At 64.0% G+C, this 18,651-nt stretch carries 17 protein-coding genes; 16 read left to right on the plus strand and 1 reads right to left on the minus strand.

The features are described from left to right. Positions 1 to 139 precede the first annotated feature (139 nt). The 7 genes from V3314_RS16425 (at position 140) to V3314_RS16455 (ending at position 7,246) form a co-directional block, all read left to right on the plus strand. The gene (locus V3314_RS16425) at positions 140 to 1,021 is read left to right on the plus strand and encodes a LysR family transcriptional regulator (protein ID WP_046614113.1); all 882 of its coding nucleotides are present in this window, start codon (positions 140 to 142) and stop codon (positions 1,019 to 1,021) included. Positions 1,022 to 1,306: 285 nt separating this feature from the next. After that, positions 1,307 to 2,272, plus strand: coding sequence for an amino acid ABC transporter permease (locus V3314_RS16430; RefSeq protein ID WP_046614112.1), 966 nt, complete (start codon positions 1,307 to 1,309; stop codon positions 2,270 to 2,272). A 15-nt stretch (positions 2,273 to 2,287) separates the two neighbouring features. After that, entirely contained in the window at positions 2,288 to 3,052 is a 765-nt protein-coding gene (locus V3314_RS16435) for an amino acid ABC transporter ATP-binding protein (RefSeq protein ID WP_108481172.1), read from the plus strand. Between the two features lie 61 nt (positions 3,053 to 3,113). Further along, a complete protein-coding gene (locus V3314_RS16440; RefSeq protein WP_046614110.1) occupies positions 3,114 to 3,953 on the plus strand; it encodes an ABC transporter substrate-binding protein in 840 nt (279 codons plus the stop codon). Positions 3,954 to 4,050: 97 nt separating this feature from the next. Continuing rightward, positions 4,051 to 5,346, plus strand: a complete 1,296-nt coding sequence (locus V3314_RS16445) for an FAD-binding oxidoreductase (RefSeq protein ID WP_046614109.1) — start codon at positions 4,051 to 4,053, stop codon at positions 5,344 to 5,346. Positions 5,347 to 5,366: 20 nt separating this feature from the next. Beyond that, positions 5,367 to 5,837 (plus strand): Lrp/AsnC family transcriptional regulator, encoded by a 471-nt coding sequence (locus tag V3314_RS16450; RefSeq protein ID WP_046614108.1) that lies wholly within the window; start codon positions 5,367 to 5,369, stop codon positions 5,835 to 5,837. Positions 5,838 to 6,061: 224 nt separating this feature from the next. Then, positions 6,062 to 7,246, plus strand: coding sequence for an MFS transporter (locus tag V3314_RS16455; protein WP_046614107.1), 1,185 nt, complete (start codon positions 6,062 to 6,064; stop codon positions 7,244 to 7,246). Positions 7,247 to 7,366: 120 nt separating this feature from the next. Here the strand turns inward: V3314_RS16455 and V3314_RS16460 are convergent, their stop codons facing one another. Then, a complete protein-coding gene (locus V3314_RS16460) occupies positions 7,367 to 8,791 on the minus strand; it encodes a hybrid sensor histidine kinase/response regulator (RefSeq protein WP_338459300.1) in 1,425 nt (474 codons plus the stop codon). Between the two features lie 45 nt (positions 8,792 to 8,836). Here V3314_RS16460 and V3314_RS16465 point away from each other — a divergent pair, with 45 nt between their 5' ends. The 9 genes from V3314_RS16465 to V3314_RS16505 all read left to right on the plus strand — a co-directional run bounded on the left by V3314_RS16465 (position 8,837) and on the right by V3314_RS16505 (position 18,391). Further along, positions 8,837 to 9,802: an endonuclease gene (locus tag V3314_RS16465; protein ID WP_015270262.1), complete on the plus strand. Its 966-nt coding sequence runs from the start codon at positions 8,837 to 8,839 to the stop codon at positions 9,800 to 9,802. A 146-nt stretch (positions 9,803 to 9,948) separates the two neighbouring features. Beyond that, positions 9,949 to 10,257, plus strand: a complete 309-nt coding sequence (locus V3314_RS16470; RefSeq protein ID WP_338459301.1) for a hypothetical protein — start codon at positions 9,949 to 9,951, stop codon at positions 10,255 to 10,257. Positions 10,258 to 10,305: 48 nt separating this feature from the next. Then, entirely contained in the window at positions 10,306 to 10,857 is a 552-nt protein-coding gene (locus tag V3314_RS16475; protein WP_338459302.1) for a YbhB/YbcL family Raf kinase inhibitor-like protein, read from the plus strand. A gap of 555 nt (positions 10,858 to 11,412) precedes the next feature. Further along, a complete protein-coding gene (locus V3314_RS16480) occupies positions 11,413 to 12,468 on the plus strand; it encodes a 3-deoxy-7-phosphoheptulonate synthase (RefSeq protein WP_338459303.1) in 1,056 nt (351 codons plus the stop codon). An 80-nt stretch (positions 12,469 to 12,548) separates the two neighbouring features. Then, positions 12,549 to 12,830, plus strand: a complete 282-nt coding sequence (locus V3314_RS16485) for a peptidylprolyl isomerase (protein WP_016715592.1) — start codon at positions 12,549 to 12,551, stop codon at positions 12,828 to 12,830. 17 nt (positions 12,831 to 12,847) lie between these two features. Then, positions 12,848 to 14,785 carry an extracellular solute-binding protein gene (locus V3314_RS16490; RefSeq protein WP_230384958.1) on the plus strand — a complete coding sequence of 646 codons (1,938 nt, stop codon included), beginning with the start codon at positions 12,848 to 12,850 and terminating at the stop codon, positions 14,783 to 14,785. After that, the gene (locus tag V3314_RS16495; RefSeq protein WP_046616674.1) at positions 14,782 to 15,840 is read left to right on the plus strand and encodes a microcin C ABC transporter permease YejB; all 1,059 of its coding nucleotides are present in this window, start codon (positions 14,782 to 14,784) and stop codon (positions 15,838 to 15,840) included. The genes V3314_RS16490 and V3314_RS16495 overlap by 4 nt, the downstream gene beginning before the upstream one ends. Then, entirely contained in the window at positions 15,840 to 16,856 is a 1,017-nt protein-coding gene (locus tag V3314_RS16500) for an ABC transporter permease (RefSeq protein WP_025339234.1), read from the plus strand. The genes V3314_RS16495 and V3314_RS16500 overlap by 1 nt, the downstream gene beginning before the upstream one ends. 140 nt (positions 16,857 to 16,996) lie before the next feature. Next, complete coding sequence (locus tag V3314_RS16505; RefSeq protein WP_338459304.1) at positions 16,997 to 18,391, plus strand: sigma 54-interacting transcriptional regulator; 1,395 nt, start codon at positions 16,997 to 16,999, stop codon at positions 18,389 to 18,391. The last annotated feature ends 260 nt before the right edge of the window (positions 18,392 to 18,651 follow it).

The following is an 18,651-nucleotide window of genomic DNA, read 5'->3' on the forward strand; positions in this document are numbered from 1 at the left end:
TGCAGATTTATTAAGCTGCGTGACTGAGATGTTGCAGGATGTCTCAGTGGCGCGCATCGTAGGCCCTCTGGTTAATAATAATAAATATATTGTTATGATGCTTGGCATCACAGTTTGTTATGAACGGTAAACCCCCTCGATGAACCTCAAGGCATTGCGCTGCTGCGTCGAAATCGTCCGCCAAGGCAGCTTCACCAAAGCCGCGCAGCACCTGCATATCGCCCAGCCGGCACTGAGCATGGCCGTTACCCGTCTTGAAGAAGAACTGGGCGTGACCCTGTTCAACCGCACCACGCGCAAAGTCCTCCTGACGGCCGAGGGCGAACGGTTTCTGCCACGTATCGAATCGGCACTGCGCGAAATGGATGTTGCCCGGCAAGAACTGCGCGACATGGCCGACCTGAAGCGCGGCGAAGTGCGCCTGGGTATCCCGCCAATGTTCGGCCTGCACTATGTGCCCGGGTTGATGAACGCCTTCCGCAAGCTGTACCCGGGCATTGCCATGACCGTGTTCGAAGGCAGTGCCGAGGACATCGGCCATCGCCTGGAACAACGGGAAATCGACCTGGCGTTGCTGGAGTCCAGGCGCGTGCCGCCCGACAAGGAATCGATCCTGCTGGGCAGCGACGAGATGCTGGCGTGCATGCACCCTGACCATCCCTATGCCCGCAAGGCCTTTCTCACGGCCGAGGACCTGCGCAATACCGACATGGTGGTATTCGACCGCACCTTCGTGCAGCGCCACCTGCTGGACGCGTTCTTCGCCGAACATGGCATCACTTACCAGGTAGCGCTGCAGAGCAACTTCGTGTCGCTGGTGGTGCAGGCCGCGCTGGACAACATGGGCGTGGCGACCCTGCTGCGCTCGGTGCAACAGCGCACGCCGGGCATCGTCGGCGTACCGTTCCAGCCAGCGCAGCAGATGAGCTTCCGCTTGTGTTGGCGCTCGGGGGAATACCTGTCGCTGGCCAGCAAGCGCTTCATCGATTTTGCCGCGCAGACCCATTACCTGGAGCGTTGAAGCCAGCCTGTGCCGGCCTTCTTCGCGGCTAAAGCCACTCCCACAGGGGGAGTGCATACCGCAAGCCTGCAGTGATCCCTGTGGGAGCGGCTTTAGCCGCGAATACCCGCGCAACCGGTGGCAGACGATTTGACCGGGGCAGGCAGCAAATGTCAGGTAATGCTCCCATCAAATGCCAATAAAAACCTGTAAATCGTTGCAATTCGTCAGGTTCTTGCCTGCGCTTCGCCTCCCTACAATGGCCTCACAACAACAAACGAGCCCAGCTCCGTGAGGCACGACCCCATGTACAGAGACCACATCGTCAAACCGCGTGCGACCGACAACCCTGCGTTCATGGCCCTGGCCACCACCGTAATCTTTGCACTCGCCCTGTTCTACGGCGTGGGCGACGGTAGCCTGGCCCGGCTGATGGGCCCGATCGTGCTCGACCTGCAGGCACCGCTACTGCGCAACATGGCCGTGGCCGGGACCTTGGCCATCACCCTGGTACTGAATCTGTTCATCCTCGGCCGCTTTGCGCTACGGGCCCAGGTGATCACCGTCTGGTTCGAACTGTTGCTGCTGTTCCTGCTGTTCTTCGACACCTTCGACCTGTCCTACAGCTTCATTGCCAGCAAGGTCGGCTTCATGATCACCCAAGGGGTGTTCACCACCGTCTACGTGTCCACGATCTCGATCGCCATCGCCTTCGTCCTGGCCCTGATGGGTGCCACTGCACGCTTGTCGTCCAACGGCTTCGCCATCGCCATCGCCAGTTTCTATACCTCGTTCTTCCGCGGTGTACCGCTGCTGATCCAGATCTACCTGATCTATCTCGGCATCCCCCAACTCGGCTATGTGGTCGGTGCAGTGCCGGCGGGCATCCTGGCCCTGTCGCTGTGCTATGGCGCCTACATGACGGAAATTTTCCGCGCCGGCATCAGCAGCATCCCGCGCGGGCAGTGGGAAGCCTCGCGAGCGATTGGCCTGACACCCTTCCAGGCGATGACCCGGGTGATCCTGCCGCAGTCGATGCGCCTGATCATCCCGCCCACCGGCAACCAGTTCATCTCCATGCTCAAGGACAGCTCGCTGGTGTCGGTGATCGGCGTGTGGGAATTGATGTTCCTGGCCCGCACCCAGGGCCGCGCGGAGTTCCGCCACCTGGAAATGCTGATTACCGCCGCCGTCCTGTACTGGGTGCTGTCGATCCTGCTCGAAACCGTGCAGTCGCGCCTGGAAAAACGTTTCGACCGCGCCCACCGCTGATCGAGGAGCATCACGATGAATCAAGTAGTCACCCCCGCTGCCGCCCAGGCCGCCGTGTCGATCCGCGGTCTGCAGAAATGGTACGGCGAGTTTCACGTACTCAAGGGTATCGATCTGGAAATAGCCAGCGGCGAGATCGTGGTGGTCTGCGGCCCGTCAGGCTCGGGCAAGTCCACGCTGATTCGCTGCCTGAACCTGCTGGAGGACTTTCAGAAAGGCCAGGTGCTGATCGCCGGCAACCCGCTGGGTCGTGATGCCGCCAGCGTGGCCGCCATTCGCCGCCAGGTCGGCATGGTGTTCCAGCAGTTCAACCTGTTCCCGCACCTGACCGTGCTGGAAAACCTGATGCTCGGGCCGCGCCTGGTCAGCAAGCTCAGCGAGGCCCAGGCCCGCGCCCTGGCCCTGGAGTACCTGGAGCGGGTTCGCATCGCCAGCCAGGCCGACAAGTTCCCCGGTCAGCTTTCCGGTGGCCAGCAACAGCGGGTAGCCATTGCTCGCGCGTTGTGCATGAAGCCGCGGATCATGCTGTTCGACGAACCCACTTCGGCACTGGACCCGGAGATGGTCAAGGAAGTGCTCGATGTGATGGGTGAGCTGGCCCAGGATGGCATCACCATGCTCTGTGTCACCCACGAAATGGGCTTCGCCCGACGGGTTGCCGACCGCATCATCTTCATGGACCAGGGCCAGGTCATCGAGCAGGCCCGGCCCAACGACTTCTTCGACAACCCGCGCCATGCCCGCGCCAGGGAGTTCCTTTCGCAGATTCTCAGCCACTGAGGCCTGTGTCTACCGCTGTGCCAACACCACAACAACAATTGCATACCCGGAGACTTATCGAATGAACCCACTTGCACGCTTGTTCGCACTCACCGCCGTCGCCGGCAGCCTGGCCCTGATGACCGGTGCCGCCTGGGCGGGCGCCACCCTGGATCGCATCCACCAGAGCAAGGTCATGAAAGTGGCCACCGCCGCCAACTGGCCACCGCAGTCGTTCCTTGGCGAGGACAACACCCTCAAGGGCTTCGACATCGATGTTGCCAACGAAATCGGCAAGCGCATGGGCACCACCGTAGCCTTTGTCACCCCCGAGTACGGCATCATCACTGCCGGGCGCTGGGCCAGCCGCTGGGACCTGTCGGTCGGGTCGATGACGCCTACCACCGAGCGTGGCCGCGTACTCGACTTCCCGGCCATCTACTATTACACCCCCTACATGTTCGCCGTGCACAAGGATGCCGCCGGCGCCAGCGCTGCCGACCTCAACGGCAAGACCATCGGCGTCGAGGCCGGCACTACCTCCGAGGACTACATCAACCGCCGGCTGAAGATCGACGCGGCGGACGTACCTGCGTTCAGCTACACCGTGGAGCCTGGCGATGTGCAGACCTACGGCGACAGCATGGGCCCGCTGGATGACCTGCGCATGGGCAACGGCACGCGCCTGGATGCCGCACTGTCGCCGCTGCCGACCATCATGGGTGCGATCAAGGCCGGTTACCCGATTGCGCCGGTGCAGGGCAAGCCCGCCTACTACGAACCGCTGGCCATCGCCACCGACAAGGGCGACGACGCCTTCAATGCCGAACTGGCCAAGGCCGTCGACAGCATGAAGGCCGACGGTACGTTGAAGCAGCTGTCCGAGAAGTGGTACGGCGCCGACCTCACGCAAGTGCAGTAACCCCATCACCCACAGACCAACGCCCTTCAGCTGAAGGGCGTGCGGCCCCCGCGTGCCCGTGGAACATGCAACGCCCAGTAAAAGGATGACCCAGCCGATGTTCAGCTACAGCAACAACTACTACACCGGAACCATGCGTCCAGCCCCACAACGACCGGCTTTGGCCGGCGAAACACGAGCCGATGTATGCATCATCGGCGGTGGCCTGGCGGGCCTGAGCGTAGCCCTGGAACTGCTGGCGCGCGGGCGCTCGGTGGTATTGCTGGAAGCCGCTCGAGTTGCCTGGGGTGCCTCAGGGCGCAATGGCGGCTTCGTGCTGCAGGGCTGGTCCGAGGGGCTGTCGGCCATCGAACGGCGCTGCGGCAAGCAGACAGCGGCGGCATTGTTCCGGCTGTCACTGGAGGGCGTCGATATCGTCCGCGACACCATCGCCCGCCACCAGTTGCCAGGCTGTGCCGCGACCACCGGCAAACTCAGCGTGGTGCGCTACGACGACGCCGACAACCTGCAGCGCACCCGCGACCGCATGGCCCGTGATTTCGGTTTCGAGATGGAATACCTGGATACTCCTACGCTACGCAGCCACCTGAACACCGACCGCTACTACCAGGGGCTGCGCGACAGCCATGGTTTTCATTTTCACCCGCTGAACTACTGCCTGGGCCTTGCCGAGCTGGTCGAGCTTGCCGGCGGCCGCGTCCACGAGCAATCGCCCATGCGGCGGGTAGCACGCGAGGCCGGGCATCACCGCGTGAGCACTGCCCACGGCGCGGTCACCTGTGCCGACGTGGTGTACTGCTGCGGCGGCTACGGCGGCGCCGAGTTCGGCCGACTGCGCCGAGCTTTCCTGCCTATCGCCACTTACGTGGTACTCACCGAACACCTGGGTGAACGCCTGAATGACGTGGTACGTACCACGGATGCCGTCGGCGACAACCGCCGCGCCTCGGACTACTACCGTATCGTCGAGGGTGATCGCCTGCTTTGGGGTGGCCATATCACCACCCGCAATCTGCAGGACGAACAACGGCTAGGGCAGTTGCTGACCCGTGACATTCTCAGCGTATATCCGCAGTTGCAGGGCTTGAAAATCGCCAAGGCCTGGTCCGGGCTGATGGGCTACGCCCGCCACAAGATGCCGCACATCGGCCCTCTGGGCCCCGGGTTGTGGGCCTGTACTTCGTTTGGGGGGCATGGTATGAACACCGCACCCGTGGGCGCCAGGGTGGTCGCCGAGGCGGTGTGCGGCGAAACCGACCGTTATCGCCTGTTCGATGCCTATGGCCTGGAATGGAACGGCGGGCCGTTCGGGCCTGCTGCGGCACAAGCGGTGTATACCGGGCTGAAGCTGATGGACCGGTTTCAGGAAGCACGCTCGCAATACAACAACTAGAACGACTACCAGGAGTCGCCATGGACGCCCTCCCCCCCGGCGCGCTGTTCAAACTTACCGAAAAGGACCGCCAGTTGCTGGCGCTGCTGCAGGCCAACGCCCGTGAGCCCACCGCCTCGCTGGCACGCAAGCTGGGTGTGTCGCGCTCGGCGGTGCAGGAGCGCATCAACCGCCTGGAGAACGCCGGTGTGATCACCGGCTACAGCGTGCGCATCGACCAGGACAAGCTGCAGCAGGTGATCAACTGCTTCACCATGACCTCCTGCAGCAACAAGAGCTACACCGACGTGATGACCACCTTGCGCAAGATGGAGTCGGTGCAGGCGGTGTACGCGGTGTCGGGCGAAATGGACTTCATCATCCACCTGACCACCCATACCTTGGGCGAACTGAATGCCGAGCTGACCCGTATCAACATGATCAAGGGCGTGACGCATACGGCGTCGCACATTGTCATGGAGACCAAGTTCAGCAAGAAGCTGACGTTGTAACCCCCTCCCAGGCTTTTCCAAGGCCTTGTGGGAGCGGGCGTGCCCGCGAACACCGGCGCAGCCGGTGCCATCCGTGCGGGACTCTTCGCGGGCATGCCCGCTCCCACATGTGCCCCCGCCAGACGTACGAGTACGAGGAAGCCGGCCACCTTCCTCGACGTCACCGGCACGGATTGACTATGATCCCGCCTTGAACGTTTCAGCATGTTTCAACAAGGACCCAGATGTCAGTTCAGGAACTACCCCCTCTCCCTGGTAAAAGTACCGTCGCGAAAATGGAAGCCGCCATGGCGCTGGGCAGCTTTGCCATTGGCACCGGCGAGTTCGCCATCATGGGCCTGATGCCCGATATCGCCAGCAACTTGCAATTGAGCGAGCCCCAGGTGGGCCATGCCATCAGCGCCTATGCGCTGGGGGTGATGGTTGGCGCCCCCACGCTGGCGATCCTCGGCGCTCGGCTGTTGCGCAAGCACATGCTGCTGTTGTTGATGGCGCTGTACGCCCTTGGCAACCTGGCTACCGCCTTCGCCCCCTCGTTCGGCGGCCTGGTCGCCTTCCGTTTCATCAGCGGCCTGCCCCATGGCGCCTACTTCGGCATCGCGGCGGTAGTGGCCTCTAGCATGGTGGCCAAGGACCAGCGGGCTGGGGCCGTGGCCCGGGTGATGATGGGGCTGACCCTGGCCATGTTGCTCGGCAACCCGCTTGCCACCCTGCTGGGCCAGTACTTCGGCTGGCGCTCGGCGTTCGTGCTGGTCGGCGCGATCGCCGTGAGCACCATCGCTCTGGTCTGGCACTTCGTGCCCCAGCGTCACGATGAAGTACGCAGCGACCCGCGCAAGGAACTGCAAGCGTTCACCTTGCCGCAAGTGTGGATGGCACTGGGCATCGCCTCGATCGGCTTTTCCGGCATGTTCTGTGTGTTCAGCTACCTTGCGCCGACCATGTTGCAGGTAACCCAGGTGTCGCCGCAGTGGATTCCGTTCGGCCTGGCGGCGTTCGGCTTCGGTGGCATCGTCGGCAACATCGCCGGTGGCAAGCTGTTCGACCGCCTGCAGTTCCGCGCCGTCGGGCTGGTACTGGTGTGGTCGATTGCCGTGCTGCTGTTCTTCAGCTTTGCCGCGCAGGCGCTGTGGAGCCTGCTGCTGGGCATTGGCCTGGTCGGCACCATGATCGCCCTTGCGGCGCCGTTGCAGATCCGCCTGATGGACATTGCCCATGAAGCGCCAAGCCTGGCGGCGGCGTCGAACCATGCGGCGTTCAACCTGGCCAATGCGCTGGGGCCGTGGCTGGGTGGCATGGCGATTACCGCAGGCATGGGCTGGACCAGCACCGGTTACATCGGCGCGACTACGGCGCTGGTTGGGCTGGGGATCTACCTGGTGGCACGGCGGATGAAGGGTGGGCACTAAGGTTGAGGCCTGACAGATAGCTTGAACGGGGCTGCCATGCAGCCCATCGCCGGCAAGCCAGCTCCCACAGGTACAGCGTTGCTCTCGAGGTTGTCGCTGTACCTGGGGGAGCGGCCTTGCTCAGCCAGGCTTTGCCTGCGGCAGCTCGATGCGCACCCGCAACCCGCCACTCGCGGCAGCCAATGCGGTGATGCTGCCGCCGTGCAAGGCAACGGCCCGCTGGGCAATCGCCAGGCCCAGGCCAAAGCCGTCACCGTCATTGTCGGTGCCGCGGTCGAATGGCTCGAAGATGCGCTGCAGGCGCGCCGGCTCGACGCCCGGGCCATGGTCGCTGACGCTGACCTGCAACCATTGCCCGCCCGGTGCCAGCGCGGCCTCGACCAACACCTCGGTACCCGCTGCGGTGTAGCGCACGGCATTACGGATGATGTTCTCGAACGCCCGGTACAGCAGTTCTTCATGCCCATGAGTGATGAACGTGCCCTGGGCCTGCAAGCAAACCTGGCACTGTTTCATGCCAGCCTCGAAGCGGGCGTCTTCGACGATTTGCGCCAGCAGTTCGACCACATCGAGGCTGGCGAAGTCGTCCCCCTGCCGGGACTGGGCGCGGGCCAGGGTCAGCAACTGCTCGATCAGGTCGTCCATGCGGCGCGACTCGCGCTCCACCCGTTCAAGCATGTCCAGCCGGTCCGGTTGCTGGCGCATCAGGCCGATGGCGGCATGCATGCGGGTCAGCGGCGAGCGCAGTTCGTGGGAAATATCGTGCAGCAGGTTCTGCTGCGCCTGCACCAACGCCTTGAGCTGACCGGCTATGCGGTCGCAGTCTTCGGCCAGTTCGACGATTTCGTCGCGGCGCTTGCCCAGCCTGGGCTTGACCCGCACCTCGAAACGGCCCTGGGCGACCTGGCCCATGGCTTCGCGCAGCCAGGCCAGTGGGCGGGTCAGGTACAGGCTGCACAGCAAGGCGAACAGCGCGCTCATCAGCGTGCCGGTAAACAGCGGGCCCATGCCGCGCGGGCGTGGTGGCTCGCCAATGGTCGTGGCCACCGAAGCGCGCAGCACCAGCGGGCGGCCGTCACGGTCGCTCAGCGCCTGCTCGAACCGCGCCACTGATACCGCCCTGCCGGCCAGCAAACGGCCCTGGCTATCGTAAAGGCCCACCTGCACATCCGGCGGCTGCGGCAATACCTCGAGCAACTGTCGGCCAGCCTGCTCGCCGTAACGTTGCAACAGCTGCAGTTCGGTGGCCAGCAGCGAGCGCAGCGCCGGGGTATCACCACGCAGGTCGATGTTGTCGCCCCGGGCTGTCAGCAACAGCACCGGTACCTGGCTGCGCGCACGCACGCGCCGAAGCACTTCGATGCCCGAAATGCCCGGCAGCATCACGCCCAGCACCACCACCTGATAGTTGCCGGTCAATGCCTGGGCTTCGCCCTCCTCGCCAGTGTCGACGGCGGTGGCCTGGAACCCTTCGCGGGCCAGGTACAAAGGCAGCGACGACCCGCGCCGCCCACTGGTGTGGATCAGCGAGCTGGCCTGCCCCAAGGAAATGATTACAATGCATGCCCCAACCTGAAATATGTTTTTCCCATGAAATCACTGCTTTACGCCGTATCCTTACTGTTTTCCTTCACCCTCCCTGCCCTGGCCAGCCCACCGGCGACCTTCACCGAAGCCAAGGTGGTGGCCAAGCAGAAGGTGTACATGGACCAGGCCAGCAGTGCCATGGGCGACCTGTACTGCGGTTGCAAATGGGCCTGGGTGGGCAAGTCTGGCGGGCGTATTGATGCCGCCTCGTGCGGCTACCAGACCCGCAAGCAGCAGAACCGCGCCGAACGCACCGAATGGGAGCACATCGTGCCGGCCTACACCTTCGGCAACCAGCGCCAGTGCTGGAAGAACGGTGGCCGCGAGCATTGCGTGGATGACGACCCGGTGTTCCGCGCCATGGAGGCCGACCTGTTCAACCTGTACCCGGCAGTGGGTGAGGTAAACGGCGACCGCAGCAATTTCAACTACGGCATGGTTGCTGGCAATGCAGGGCAATATGGGCAGTGCACCACCAAGGTGGACTTCGTGCAGCGTGCTGCCGAACCACGTGACGAAGTGAAAGGGCTGGTCGCCCGCACCACCTTCTACATGTACGACCGTTACAAGCTGAGCATGTCGCGCCAACAGCAGCAGTTGCTGATGGCCTGGGACAAACAGCACCCAGTGTCGGCCTGGGAGAAAGAGCGTGACCGGCGCATTGCCGCGATCATGGGCCATGCCAACCCCTTCGTCACCGGGGAACGCAAATGGACCGCCAACTACAAGCCAGTCGGCAGTGGCGTGGTACAAGCGGTGCCAGCGAAGGCCGCCAAGCCTGAGGCCAAGCCGAGCCTGGCCAGTGCCGGGTCGGTGGGGGCTGTGCTTGGCAACCGCAACAGCCATGTCTATCACCTTTCCGTCGGCTGCCCGGGCTATACCCAGGTTACCGCGAAGAACCAGGTCACCTTCGCCACAGAGGGTGAGGCGCAGGCAGCGGGTTATCGCAAGGCGGGCAACTGCCGCTGAGCGCCTTCCTCGGGGCCCGCGCGGCACCTTTGCAATCGAGCGGGCTGCACAGCAGCCCGCAACAATGACCATCCGTCGCCCAGACGGCACCCCACTCCCCGCCCCCAGCCCAACGAATGACAGATCATCCGTAAAGGAGACGTTCCATGATCCGCATTCGCCCACTCTCACTGTGCCTTGCCCTTGCCCTGGCCAGCGTCACTGGCACCAGCTTCGCTGCCACTGACACAGACACCGACAGCCGCCCGCAAACCGACCAGTACGGTGGCAAGACCGCCGGTGAAGACAGCAGCGTCAACAGCCCAGGCAGCAGCAAAGCCAACGACAGCAGCGACACCGGCAGCAACAGCGGTGCCGCCGACGGCGCCGCTGGTGGCTCCAACAGCACCGGCGAAGCCACCGGCTCCGGCGCCGGGCACTCGGGTGGCACCGCCGAGGACCAGGACAGCCATTGAGACCGGCCTGGGCTACACTGCGCCGGAACGCCCTGCCAAGGATTCACCATGAACCTCAAACCCTGGCTGCTCGCCGCCCTGCTGCCGTGCAGCGCCCTGGCCGTCGCTGGCGGCCAGGGCGCACTGTCGATCAGCTCTTCGTCGTTCACCGATGGCGGCGTGATCGCCTTGCAACAGGTTGGCCCGGACCCGGCCTGTGGTGCCGGCGAAGAGCGCACCCCGCAACTGAGCTGGGACAACCTCCCCGCAGGCACCCAGTCGCTGGCCCTGATCATGTTCGACCCGGACGGCGGCAAGGGCATTGGCGTGGTCCACTGGATCGCCTACAACATCGACCCGGCCCAGGATGGGCTGAAGGAAGGCGCCGCAGGGTTGACCGGGCAAGGCGTGACCGTGGGGCGCAACTCGCGGGGCACACTCAGCTACCGAGGCCCTTGCCCACCCGCCGGCGACAACCCGCACCACTATGCACTGACGCTGATCGCCACCGACCTGCCATTGGGCACCCTGCCTGAAGGCCTGGACCGCAGCGGCCTGCTGCAACTGCTGCAAGGTCACGCGCTAGGGGCGCAGAGCCTGGTCGGGCGCTATGGCCATTGAACCGTGCGGTACAAAAACAATTGATCACCCCCATAACATTTATCCATTGAATGGCCCGGCCGAACTGAAGTAAGCTCGGGCTCATTCACTGGAGAGCAACATGCCGAAACACACCCGCAACCACGCCAACCACACCGGTCGCAGCCTGCGCCCTGTGCTGGCCGTTGCCGGCTGCGTGGCACCTGCCAGCTATTACTTTGGGTATTGGTTTAGCCACTAGGCGCCGATACCCACACGGCGCCCACCTTCGAGGGGCCGCCGAACATGAGAATACTCAAACCCCCGGTCGGCTCCCCGACCGGGGGTTTTGCTTTTCAGGCCTTTGAACAACACCGATTCACATTGAGGACAGATTCATGAACTACGCCACTTATTACTACGCAAACACCTACGCCTGGCGATTTAGCCAATCCCGTTCGGGCCAGCCTGCCGCCTCCGTTCGGTCTTCCACAGGTGGCAATGCAGCAGCCAATACGAATTCAACGATCTGTCGAACACCTCGATAGGGCCGACCATGCGGGCCAGAACCCGCCGTCCGCCCAGGGAAAAAACGCCATGCAAGCTTCCAGCCTCGCCCTGACCCAGCCGCAAGCGGCCAACACCACCGTCAGCCAGCGCCTGCCCAGCCCGCACCTGCTCAAACAGCAAATGCCGCTGTCCAGCGAACTTACCCAGCAAGTCCATGCCCACCGCCAGGCCATCCGCGACATCCTCGAAGGCCGCGACCAGCGCCTGCTGGTGATCGTTGGCCCGTGCTCGATCCACGACCCGCGCTCGGCCCTGGAATACGCCGACCGCCTGGCCGCGCTCAGCCGCGAAGTCGACGACAAGCTGCTGCTGGTGATGCGCGCCTACGTCGAAAAACCCCGCACCACGGTCGGCTGGAAAGGCCTGGCCTACGACCCGCACCTCGATGGCAGCGACGACATGCACGCCGGCATCGCCCTGTCCCGCGGGCTGATGCTGAACATGATCGAACGCGGCCTGCCGGTTGCCACCGAACTGCTGCAGCCAATGGCCGCCGGCTACTTCGATGACCTTCTGGCCTGGGCCGCGATTGGCGCGCGCACCACCGAGTCGCAGATCCACCGCGAAATGGTCAGTGGCCTGGAGCTGCCGGTCGGTTTCAAGAACGGCACCGACGGTGGCATCGCCATCGCCAGCGACGCCATGCGCAGCGCCGCCCACCCGCACCGCCACTTCGGCATGGATGCGCAGGGCTACCCGGCCATCATCGAGACCTTGGGCAACCCGGACACCCACCTGGTGCTGCGCGGCGGCCACAAGGGCCCGAACTTTGACGCCAACAGCATCGCCATGGCCCGCCAGGCGCTGGCCAAGGCCGGGCTGCAGGCGCGGATCATGGTCGATTGCAGCCATGCCAACAGCGGCAAGGACCCGGCGCGCCAGCCGGCGGTTTTCAACGATGTGCTGGAGCAGCGCCTGGCCGGCGACCGTTCGATCGTCGGCGTTATGATCGAAGGGCACCTGTTCGACGGCTGCCAGGCGCTGGGCAAGGGCGCGCTGAAATACGGCGTGTCGATCACCGACGGTTGCCTGGGCTGGGCCTCGACCGAAACGCTGTTGCGCCAGGCGGCACAAAAACTCTAGGTAGCGGGACGCAAGCCTGGCGAGACATACCCCGGACAAGTGCGCTAGGCTTGCCTTTTTTACCCCAAGGAGCAGTACCCATGGCCCGTGCAACCGCCCGCCACATCCTGGTCAGCAGCATCGATAAATGCAACGAACTGAAAGCCCAGATCGAAGCAGGCGCCGACTTCGCTGAAATCGCCAAAGCCAATTCCACCTGCCCGTCCAGCCGCCAGGGCGGTGACCTGGGCTCGTTCGGCCCGGGCCAGATGGTCAAGGAGTTCGACACCGTGGTGTTCAGCGCCCCGGTCAATACCGTGCAAGGCCCGGTAAAGACCCAGTTCGGCTACCACCTGCTGGAAGTGACCAGCCGCCAGGACTAAGTAGCCAGTAGCTGCTCATGTCCCCTGTGGGAGCGGCGGTGCGCCGCTGCGCTTTACCCGCGAATGCGTCCGTTCACGCAACGTCGTTGCCTGATCTGGCGCTTTCGCGGGTGAACCCGCTCCCACAGGCCCTGTGTTACCTTTTTCTGCTTTGTTTTTCCTTCAATAGCCAGGCTGCACCCACCCACGCCCTCACCGTCTACGGCGAAGCCCCCCGCTACAACGCCAGCTTCCAGCATTTCGACTACGTCAACCCCGACGCCCCCAAAGGCGGCATCCTGCGCCGCTCGGCCATCGAGATCGGCCAGTTCGACCATATCCTGCCGTACATCGACAAAGGCATCGGTGTCAGCGAGGTCGATGGCCTGTTGTACGCGCCACTGGCCGTGCGCTCGTTCGATGAACCCTACACCGTCTACGGCCTGATCGCCCGGCGCATGGAGCGCGGCCCGGAGGATGCCTGGCTGCGTTTCGAGATCGACCCGCGCGCCACATTCGCCGATGGCAAGCCGGTGCGCGCCGAGGACGTACGCTTTACCTTCGAGCTGCTGATGAGCAAGGGCAGCCTCAAGTACCGCACCCAGTTCGCCGATGTCGCCGCCGTCATCGTGGAAAGCCCGCACAGCGTGCGCTTCGACTTCAAGCCCGACCACGGGCGCACCCTGCCGCTGGACCTCGCCAGCCTGCCGGTACTGCCCGAACACGACTGGCAGCAGCGCGATTTTGCCAACGGTGCTGGCTTCGACAAGCCGGTCGGCAGCGGGCCGTACCGTATCGGGCGCATCGACAACGGCCGCAGCATCACCTTCGAGCGGGACGCCAACTGGTGGGCGCGCGATCTGCCGGTCAGCCGTGGTCGCTACAATTTCGACAAGCTGCGCATCGAGTACTTCGGCGATACCGAAGTGGCGCGGCAGGTGCTCAAAGGCGGCGGCTATGACTACAACCGCGAATTCTCCGCCACCGCCTACACGCTGGGCTACAACGGCGCGCAACTGGACGACGGCCGCCTGCAGCGCGCCCACCTGGGCCCGGCCAAACCGCAGGTGGCCCAGGGCTTCGTGTTCAACCTCGACCGGCCGCAGTTCAAGGACCGTCGCGTGCGCCAGGCGCTGGGCATGCTGTGGGACTACGAGTGGAGCAACCGGCAGATGATGCGCAACATGTACATCCGCCAGCAGAGCGTGTTTTCCAATACCCCGCTGGCTGCACGTCAACTGCCGGATGCCGACGAGTTGAAACTGCTCGAGCCGTTGCGCGGCAAGGTACCGGACGAAGTCTTCAGTACCGTGTTCACCGCCCCGGTCACCGATGGTTCGGGGATAATCCGCAAGCAGCAGCTGCAGGCATTGGCGCTGCTCGAGCAAGCCGGCTGGCGGCCCGAAGGCGACCGCCTGGTGAACAGCCAGGGCACGCCGCTGGCGTTCACCTTCCTCAACGGCCAGGCAGGCATGGAGCGCCTGCTGCTGCCGTGGAAGCGCAACCTGGCTCAGATTGGCGTGACCCTGGAAATCCGCAACGTCGATTCGGCCCAGTACGTCAACCGATTGATGGCACGTGACTACGACATGATCGTCACTGGCTACCCGGTCACCCTGTCGCCTGGTGCCGAACTGTACAACTACTTTGGCTCGGCAGCGGCCCACGACCCTGGGTCGAATAACCTGATGGTGCTGCAGGACCCTGCCGTGGACCGGCTGATCGACGGCCTGGTGCGCGCCGACACCCAGGCCGACATGCTGCATCACGCCCGTGCCCTGGACCGGGTTCTGCAATGGAACTATTACTGGATCCCCAATTACTACCCGCCCGGCAGTTCCACTGCCTGGTGGAACCGCTTCGGCCTGCCCAAGGTTCAGGCTGCCTATGACGAAGGCCTGGACACCTGGTGGGAAGTCAGCCCTACCGCGCTGACCAACGCGCAAATGGCCGAACGCCGGAAATCCTCGCCATGACCACCTACATCCTGCGCCGCCTGTTGCTGATCATCCCGACCCTGCTGGCGATCCTGTTGGTCAACTTTGCCATTGTCCAGGCCGCGCCGGGTGGCCCGGTGGAGCAGGCGGTGGCGCGCCTGCAAGGCATCGGCGGCGGCGCCCCCGGTGCCCGGGCCGAGGTGGTGCACGGCGAGTCACGTGCCACCCGTGGCCTGGACCCGAAACTGATCGAGGAGATCAAGCGCCAGTACGGCTTCGACAAGTCCGCCCCCGAGCGCCTGTGGTTGATGCTGGGCCAGTACGCCCGGCTGGACTTCGGCAACAGCTTCTTCCGCGGCGCCAAGGTCACCGACCTGATCCTCGACAAGTTGCCGGTCACCCTGTCGCTGGGCTTCTGGGCCACGCTGATCACCTACCTGGTGTCCATCCCGCTGGGCATCCGCAAGGCAGTGCGCCACGGCAGCCGCTTCGATGCCTGGAGCAGTGCACTGATCGTGGTCGGCTATGCCCTGCCCTCGTTCCTGTTTGCCCTGTTGCTGATCGTGCTGTTCGCCGGCGGCACCTCGCTCAGCTGGTTCCCGGTGCGCGGCCTGGTCTCGGACAACTTCCACGAGCTGAGCCTGTTGGGCAAGGTCGCGGACTACTTCTGGCACCTGGTGCTGCCGGTCGGCGCCCTGGTGATCGGCGGCTTCGCCACCCTGACGCTGCTGACCAAAAACGCCTTCCTGGACGAGATTTCCCGGCAATACGTGGTTACTGCCCGCGCCAAGGGCCTGAGCGAGCGTCGGGTGCTGTATGGCCACGTGCTGCGCAATGCCATGCTGCTGGTGGTGGCCGGCTTGCCGCAGGCGTTGATCACGGTATTCTTCGCCGGCTCGTTGCTGATCGAGGTGATCTTCTCCCTCGATGGCCTGGGCCGCATGAGTTACGAGGCGGCCGTGTCGCGCGATTACCCGGTGGTGTTCGGCACGCTGTTCATCTTCACCCTGGCGGGCCTGCTGATCCGCCTGATCGGTGACCTGTCGTACACCCTGCTCGACCCGCGTATCGACTTCGACACGAGGGCCCGCTGATGCTTTCACCGATTTCGCGTCGTCGCCTGCAACGCTTTCGCCGCAACCGCCTGGGCTGGGTTTCGCTGTGGCTGTTCGCCGCCCTTCTGCTACTGAGCCTGTGTGCCGAGCTGGTGGCCAACGACAAACCGCTGCTGCTGGGCTACAAGGGCGACCTGTACGTGCCGGCGCTCAAGCGCTACACCGAGCAGCAGTTCGGTGGCCAGTTGCCCTTCCAGCCAGACTACCGCAGCGCCTATGTACGCCAGCTGATCGAGCAGCAAGGTGGCTGGATGTTGTTCGCCCCGATCCCGTTCAGCGCCGATACCCCCAACTACGACCTGCAGGTGCCCACGCCCAGCCCGCCAAGCGCGAGCAACTGGCTGGGTACCGACGACCAGGGTCGCGACGTGCTGGCCCGGGTGCTGTATGGCACCCGGGTATCCTTGCTGTTCGCCTTCGCCCTGACCGTGGTCAGCGTGCTGATCGGGGTGGCGGCCGGTGCCCTGCAGGGCTACCACGGCGGCTGGGTCGACCTGGTCGGCCAGCGCCTGCTGGAGGTGTGGTCGGGGTTGCCGGTGCTGTACCTGCTGATCATCCTCAGTGGGTTCGTCGAGCCGGACTTCTGGTGGCTGCTGGGGATCATGGCGTTGTTCTCCTGGCTTACCCTGGTCGATGTGGTGCGCGCCGAGTTCCTGCGCGGTCGCAACCTGGAGTACGTGAAAGCCGCCCGGGCGCTGGGGTTGCCAGACAGCCAGGTGATGCTGCGGCATATCCTGCCCAATGCCATGAACGCGACGCTGACCTATGTGCCGTTCATGCTTACCGGGGCAATCACCACCCTGACTGCACTGGATTTTCTCGGTTTCGGCATGCCGGCCGGGAGCGCTTCGCTGGGAGAGCTGGTGACCCAGGGCAAACAGCACCTGGAGGCGCCGTGGCTGGGCTTTACCGCGTTCTTCGCGCTGGCGGTGATCCTGTCGCTGCTGGTGTTTATCGGGGATGCCTTGCGCGAGGCGTTCGACCCCAGGGGATAGGTTTTCAGGTCTGGCCTCTTCGCGGGTAAACCCGCTCCTGCAGGGTCACCACAAACCTTGAGGACTGTGGGGTACCTGTGGGAGCGGGTTTACCCGTGAAGAGGCCGGCCCTGCTTTTACAGATTTCAGGATTTCTACCCATGCACGACAGCGACAGCCTCAAGGACTACCCTCAGGTACGGCAACTGGCGATCCGCTCGTTGTTCGAGATCATCGAGCAGTCCAGCGAGGGCACGGTAATCGTCGACCGCCAGGCGCGCATCGTCTGGATGAACGAGCGCTACGCCCGGCGCTTTGGCCTGGCCGACGCGGCCAGTGCCATCGGCCAACCATGCGAGGCAGTAATCCCGGGAAGCCTGATGCGCGAGGTAGTGAGCAATGGCCGGCCAATCCTGCTGGACATGCTCGACACCCCGAACGAGCCGCTGGTGGTCATGCGCCTGCCCATCCACGATGACCAGGGCGCGCTGATCGGCGCCATCGGCTTTGCCCTGTTCGATGAGTTGCGCAGCCTGTCACCGCTGCTCAAACGCTACTCCAGCATGCAGCAGGAGCTGGCCTCGACCCGCTCGCAGTTGCGCGCCCGCCAGGCCAAGTACAGCTTTGCCCAGTTCGTCGGCAGCAGCGCCGCCAGCCTTGAGGCCAAGCGCCGAGCCCGGCGTGGCGCGAGCAGTGATTCGCCGGTGTTGCTGCTGGGCGAAACAGGCACCGGCAAGGAACTGCTGGCCCATGCCATCCATGCAGCGTCGGCGCGGGCGCACAAGGCGTTTGTCAGCATCAACAGTGCGGCAATCCCCGAGACACTGCTGGAAGCCGAATTCTTCGGTACCGCCCCCGGCGCCTTTACCGGCGCCGATCGCAAGGGCCGCAGCGGCAAGCTGCAATTGGCCGAAGGCGGCACGTTGTTCCTCGACGAGATCGGCGACATGCCGCTGGCCCTGCAGAGCAAGCTGCTGCGGGTGTTGCAGGAGAAGGAGTACGAGCCGGTAGGCTCGAACCAGATGCTGCGCAGTGATGTGCGCATCATTGCCGCCACCTCCATCGACCTGCAGGCCGCCATCGCCCGCGGGGCATTCCGCGCCGACCTGTATTACCGGCTGAATGTGCTGCCGATCGAGGTGCCGCCACTGCGGCAACGGCTGGAGGACCTGCCGGCGCTGTGCGAGGCCATCCTGGGGGAACTGGGCAGCCAGTATGAGCTGGAGGCCGAAGCGCAGCAGCTGTTGGCGAGGCATGCATGGCCGGGGAACATTCGCGAGCTGCGCAATGTGCTGGAGCGGGCCACGCTGCTGGCAGATCAGCCGCGGCTGGGGGTGGCGGATCTGCGGGCGGCATTGGGGCCGTTGAGCCCGGTGGCGGGTGAACCTATGCGGCAGACTTACCGTGAGGCGTGTGAGGCATTTGAGCGCGAGCTGATTGCCGGGGCATTGGCCGAGTATGCGGGAAATGTGCCGCAGGCCGCGCAGGCATTGGGGTTGGGGCGGTCGACCTTGTACAAGAAGATGGTAGCGCTGGGGATTTCGTCTCTAAATTGAGACTTATGTTTCTGATTTGAGATCGCTGCGAGGGCTTCGCCCTCGATCGCCGGCAAGCCAGCTCCCACAAGGTATTGCACCGCTTTCAGAACTTTTGGATAACCCTGTGGGAGCTGGCTTGCCGGCGATGGGCTGCAAAGCAGCCCCTACAGTCTCAAAATGTAGACAAGATATTTAGAAAAACAAAATTAATCATTTAAAATCATCAACTTACCCATCTGGCACGATTCCCGCTTTCTCCTGCTCACCCGATAAAAACA

It is taken from the genome of Pseudomonas sp. TE3-3-F2023 (genome assembly GCF_036784815.1).
Taxonomy (GTDB): Bacteria; Pseudomonadota; Gammaproteobacteria; order Pseudomonadales; family Pseudomonadaceae; genus Aquipseudomonas; species Aquipseudomonas pudica.

Bases quoted from the DNA above. Each gene is read 5' to 3' on its own strand.
- V3314_RS16470 (WP_338459301.1), top strand. From the start codon at position 9,949: ATGATCCGCATTCGCCCACTCTCACTGTGCCTTGCCCTTGCCCTGGCC.
- V3314_RS16475 (WP_338459302.1), top strand. From the start codon at position 10,306: ATGAACCTCAAACCCTGGCTGCTCGCCGCCCTGCTGCCGTGCAGCGCC.
- V3314_RS16465 (WP_015270262.1), top strand. From the start codon at position 8,837: ATGAAATCACTGCTTTACGCCGTATCCTTACTGTTTTCCTTCACCCTC.
- V3314_RS16425 (WP_046614113.1), top strand. From the start codon at position 140: ATGAACCTCAAGGCATTGCGCTGCTGCGTCGAAATCGTCCGCCAAGGC.
- V3314_RS16505 (WP_338459304.1), top strand. From the start codon at position 16,997: ATGCACGACAGCGACAGCCTCAAGGACTACCCTCAGGTACGGCAACTG.
- V3314_RS16445 (WP_046614109.1), top strand. From the start codon at position 4,051: ATGTTCAGCTACAGCAACAACTACTACACCGGAACCATGCGTCCAGCC.
- V3314_RS16490 (WP_230384958.1), top strand. From the start codon at position 12,848: ATGTCCCCTGTGGGAGCGGCGGTGCGCCGCTGCGCTTTACCCGCGAAT.
- V3314_RS16495 (WP_046616674.1), top strand. From the start codon at position 14,782: ATGACCACCTACATCCTGCGCCGCCTGTTGCTGATCATCCCGACCCTG.
- V3314_RS16435 (WP_108481172.1), top strand. From the start codon at position 2,288: ATGAATCAAGTAGTCACCCCCGCTGCCGCCCAGGCCGCCGTGTCGATC.
- V3314_RS16450 (WP_046614108.1), top strand. From the start codon at position 5,367: ATGGACGCCCTCCCCCCCGGCGCGCTGTTCAAACTTACCGAAAAGGAC.
- V3314_RS16485 (WP_016715592.1), top strand. From the start codon at position 12,549: ATGGCCCGTGCAACCGCCCGCCACATCCTGGTCAGCAGCATCGATAAA.
- V3314_RS16455 (WP_046614107.1), top strand. From the start codon at position 6,062: ATGTCAGTTCAGGAACTACCCCCTCTCCCTGGTAAAAGTACCGTCGCG.
- V3314_RS16440 (WP_046614110.1), top strand. From the start codon at position 3,114: ATGAACCCACTTGCACGCTTGTTCGCACTCACCGCCGTCGCCGGCAGC.
- V3314_RS16430 (WP_046614112.1), top strand. From the start codon at position 1,307: ATGTACAGAGACCACATCGTCAAACCGCGTGCGACCGACAACCCTGCG.
- V3314_RS16500 (WP_025339234.1), top strand. From the start codon at position 15,840: ATGCTTTCACCGATTTCGCGTCGTCGCCTGCAACGCTTTCGCCGCAAC.
- V3314_RS16480 (WP_338459303.1), top strand. From the start codon at position 11,413: ATGCAAGCTTCCAGCCTCGCCCTGACCCAGCCGCAAGCGGCCAACACC.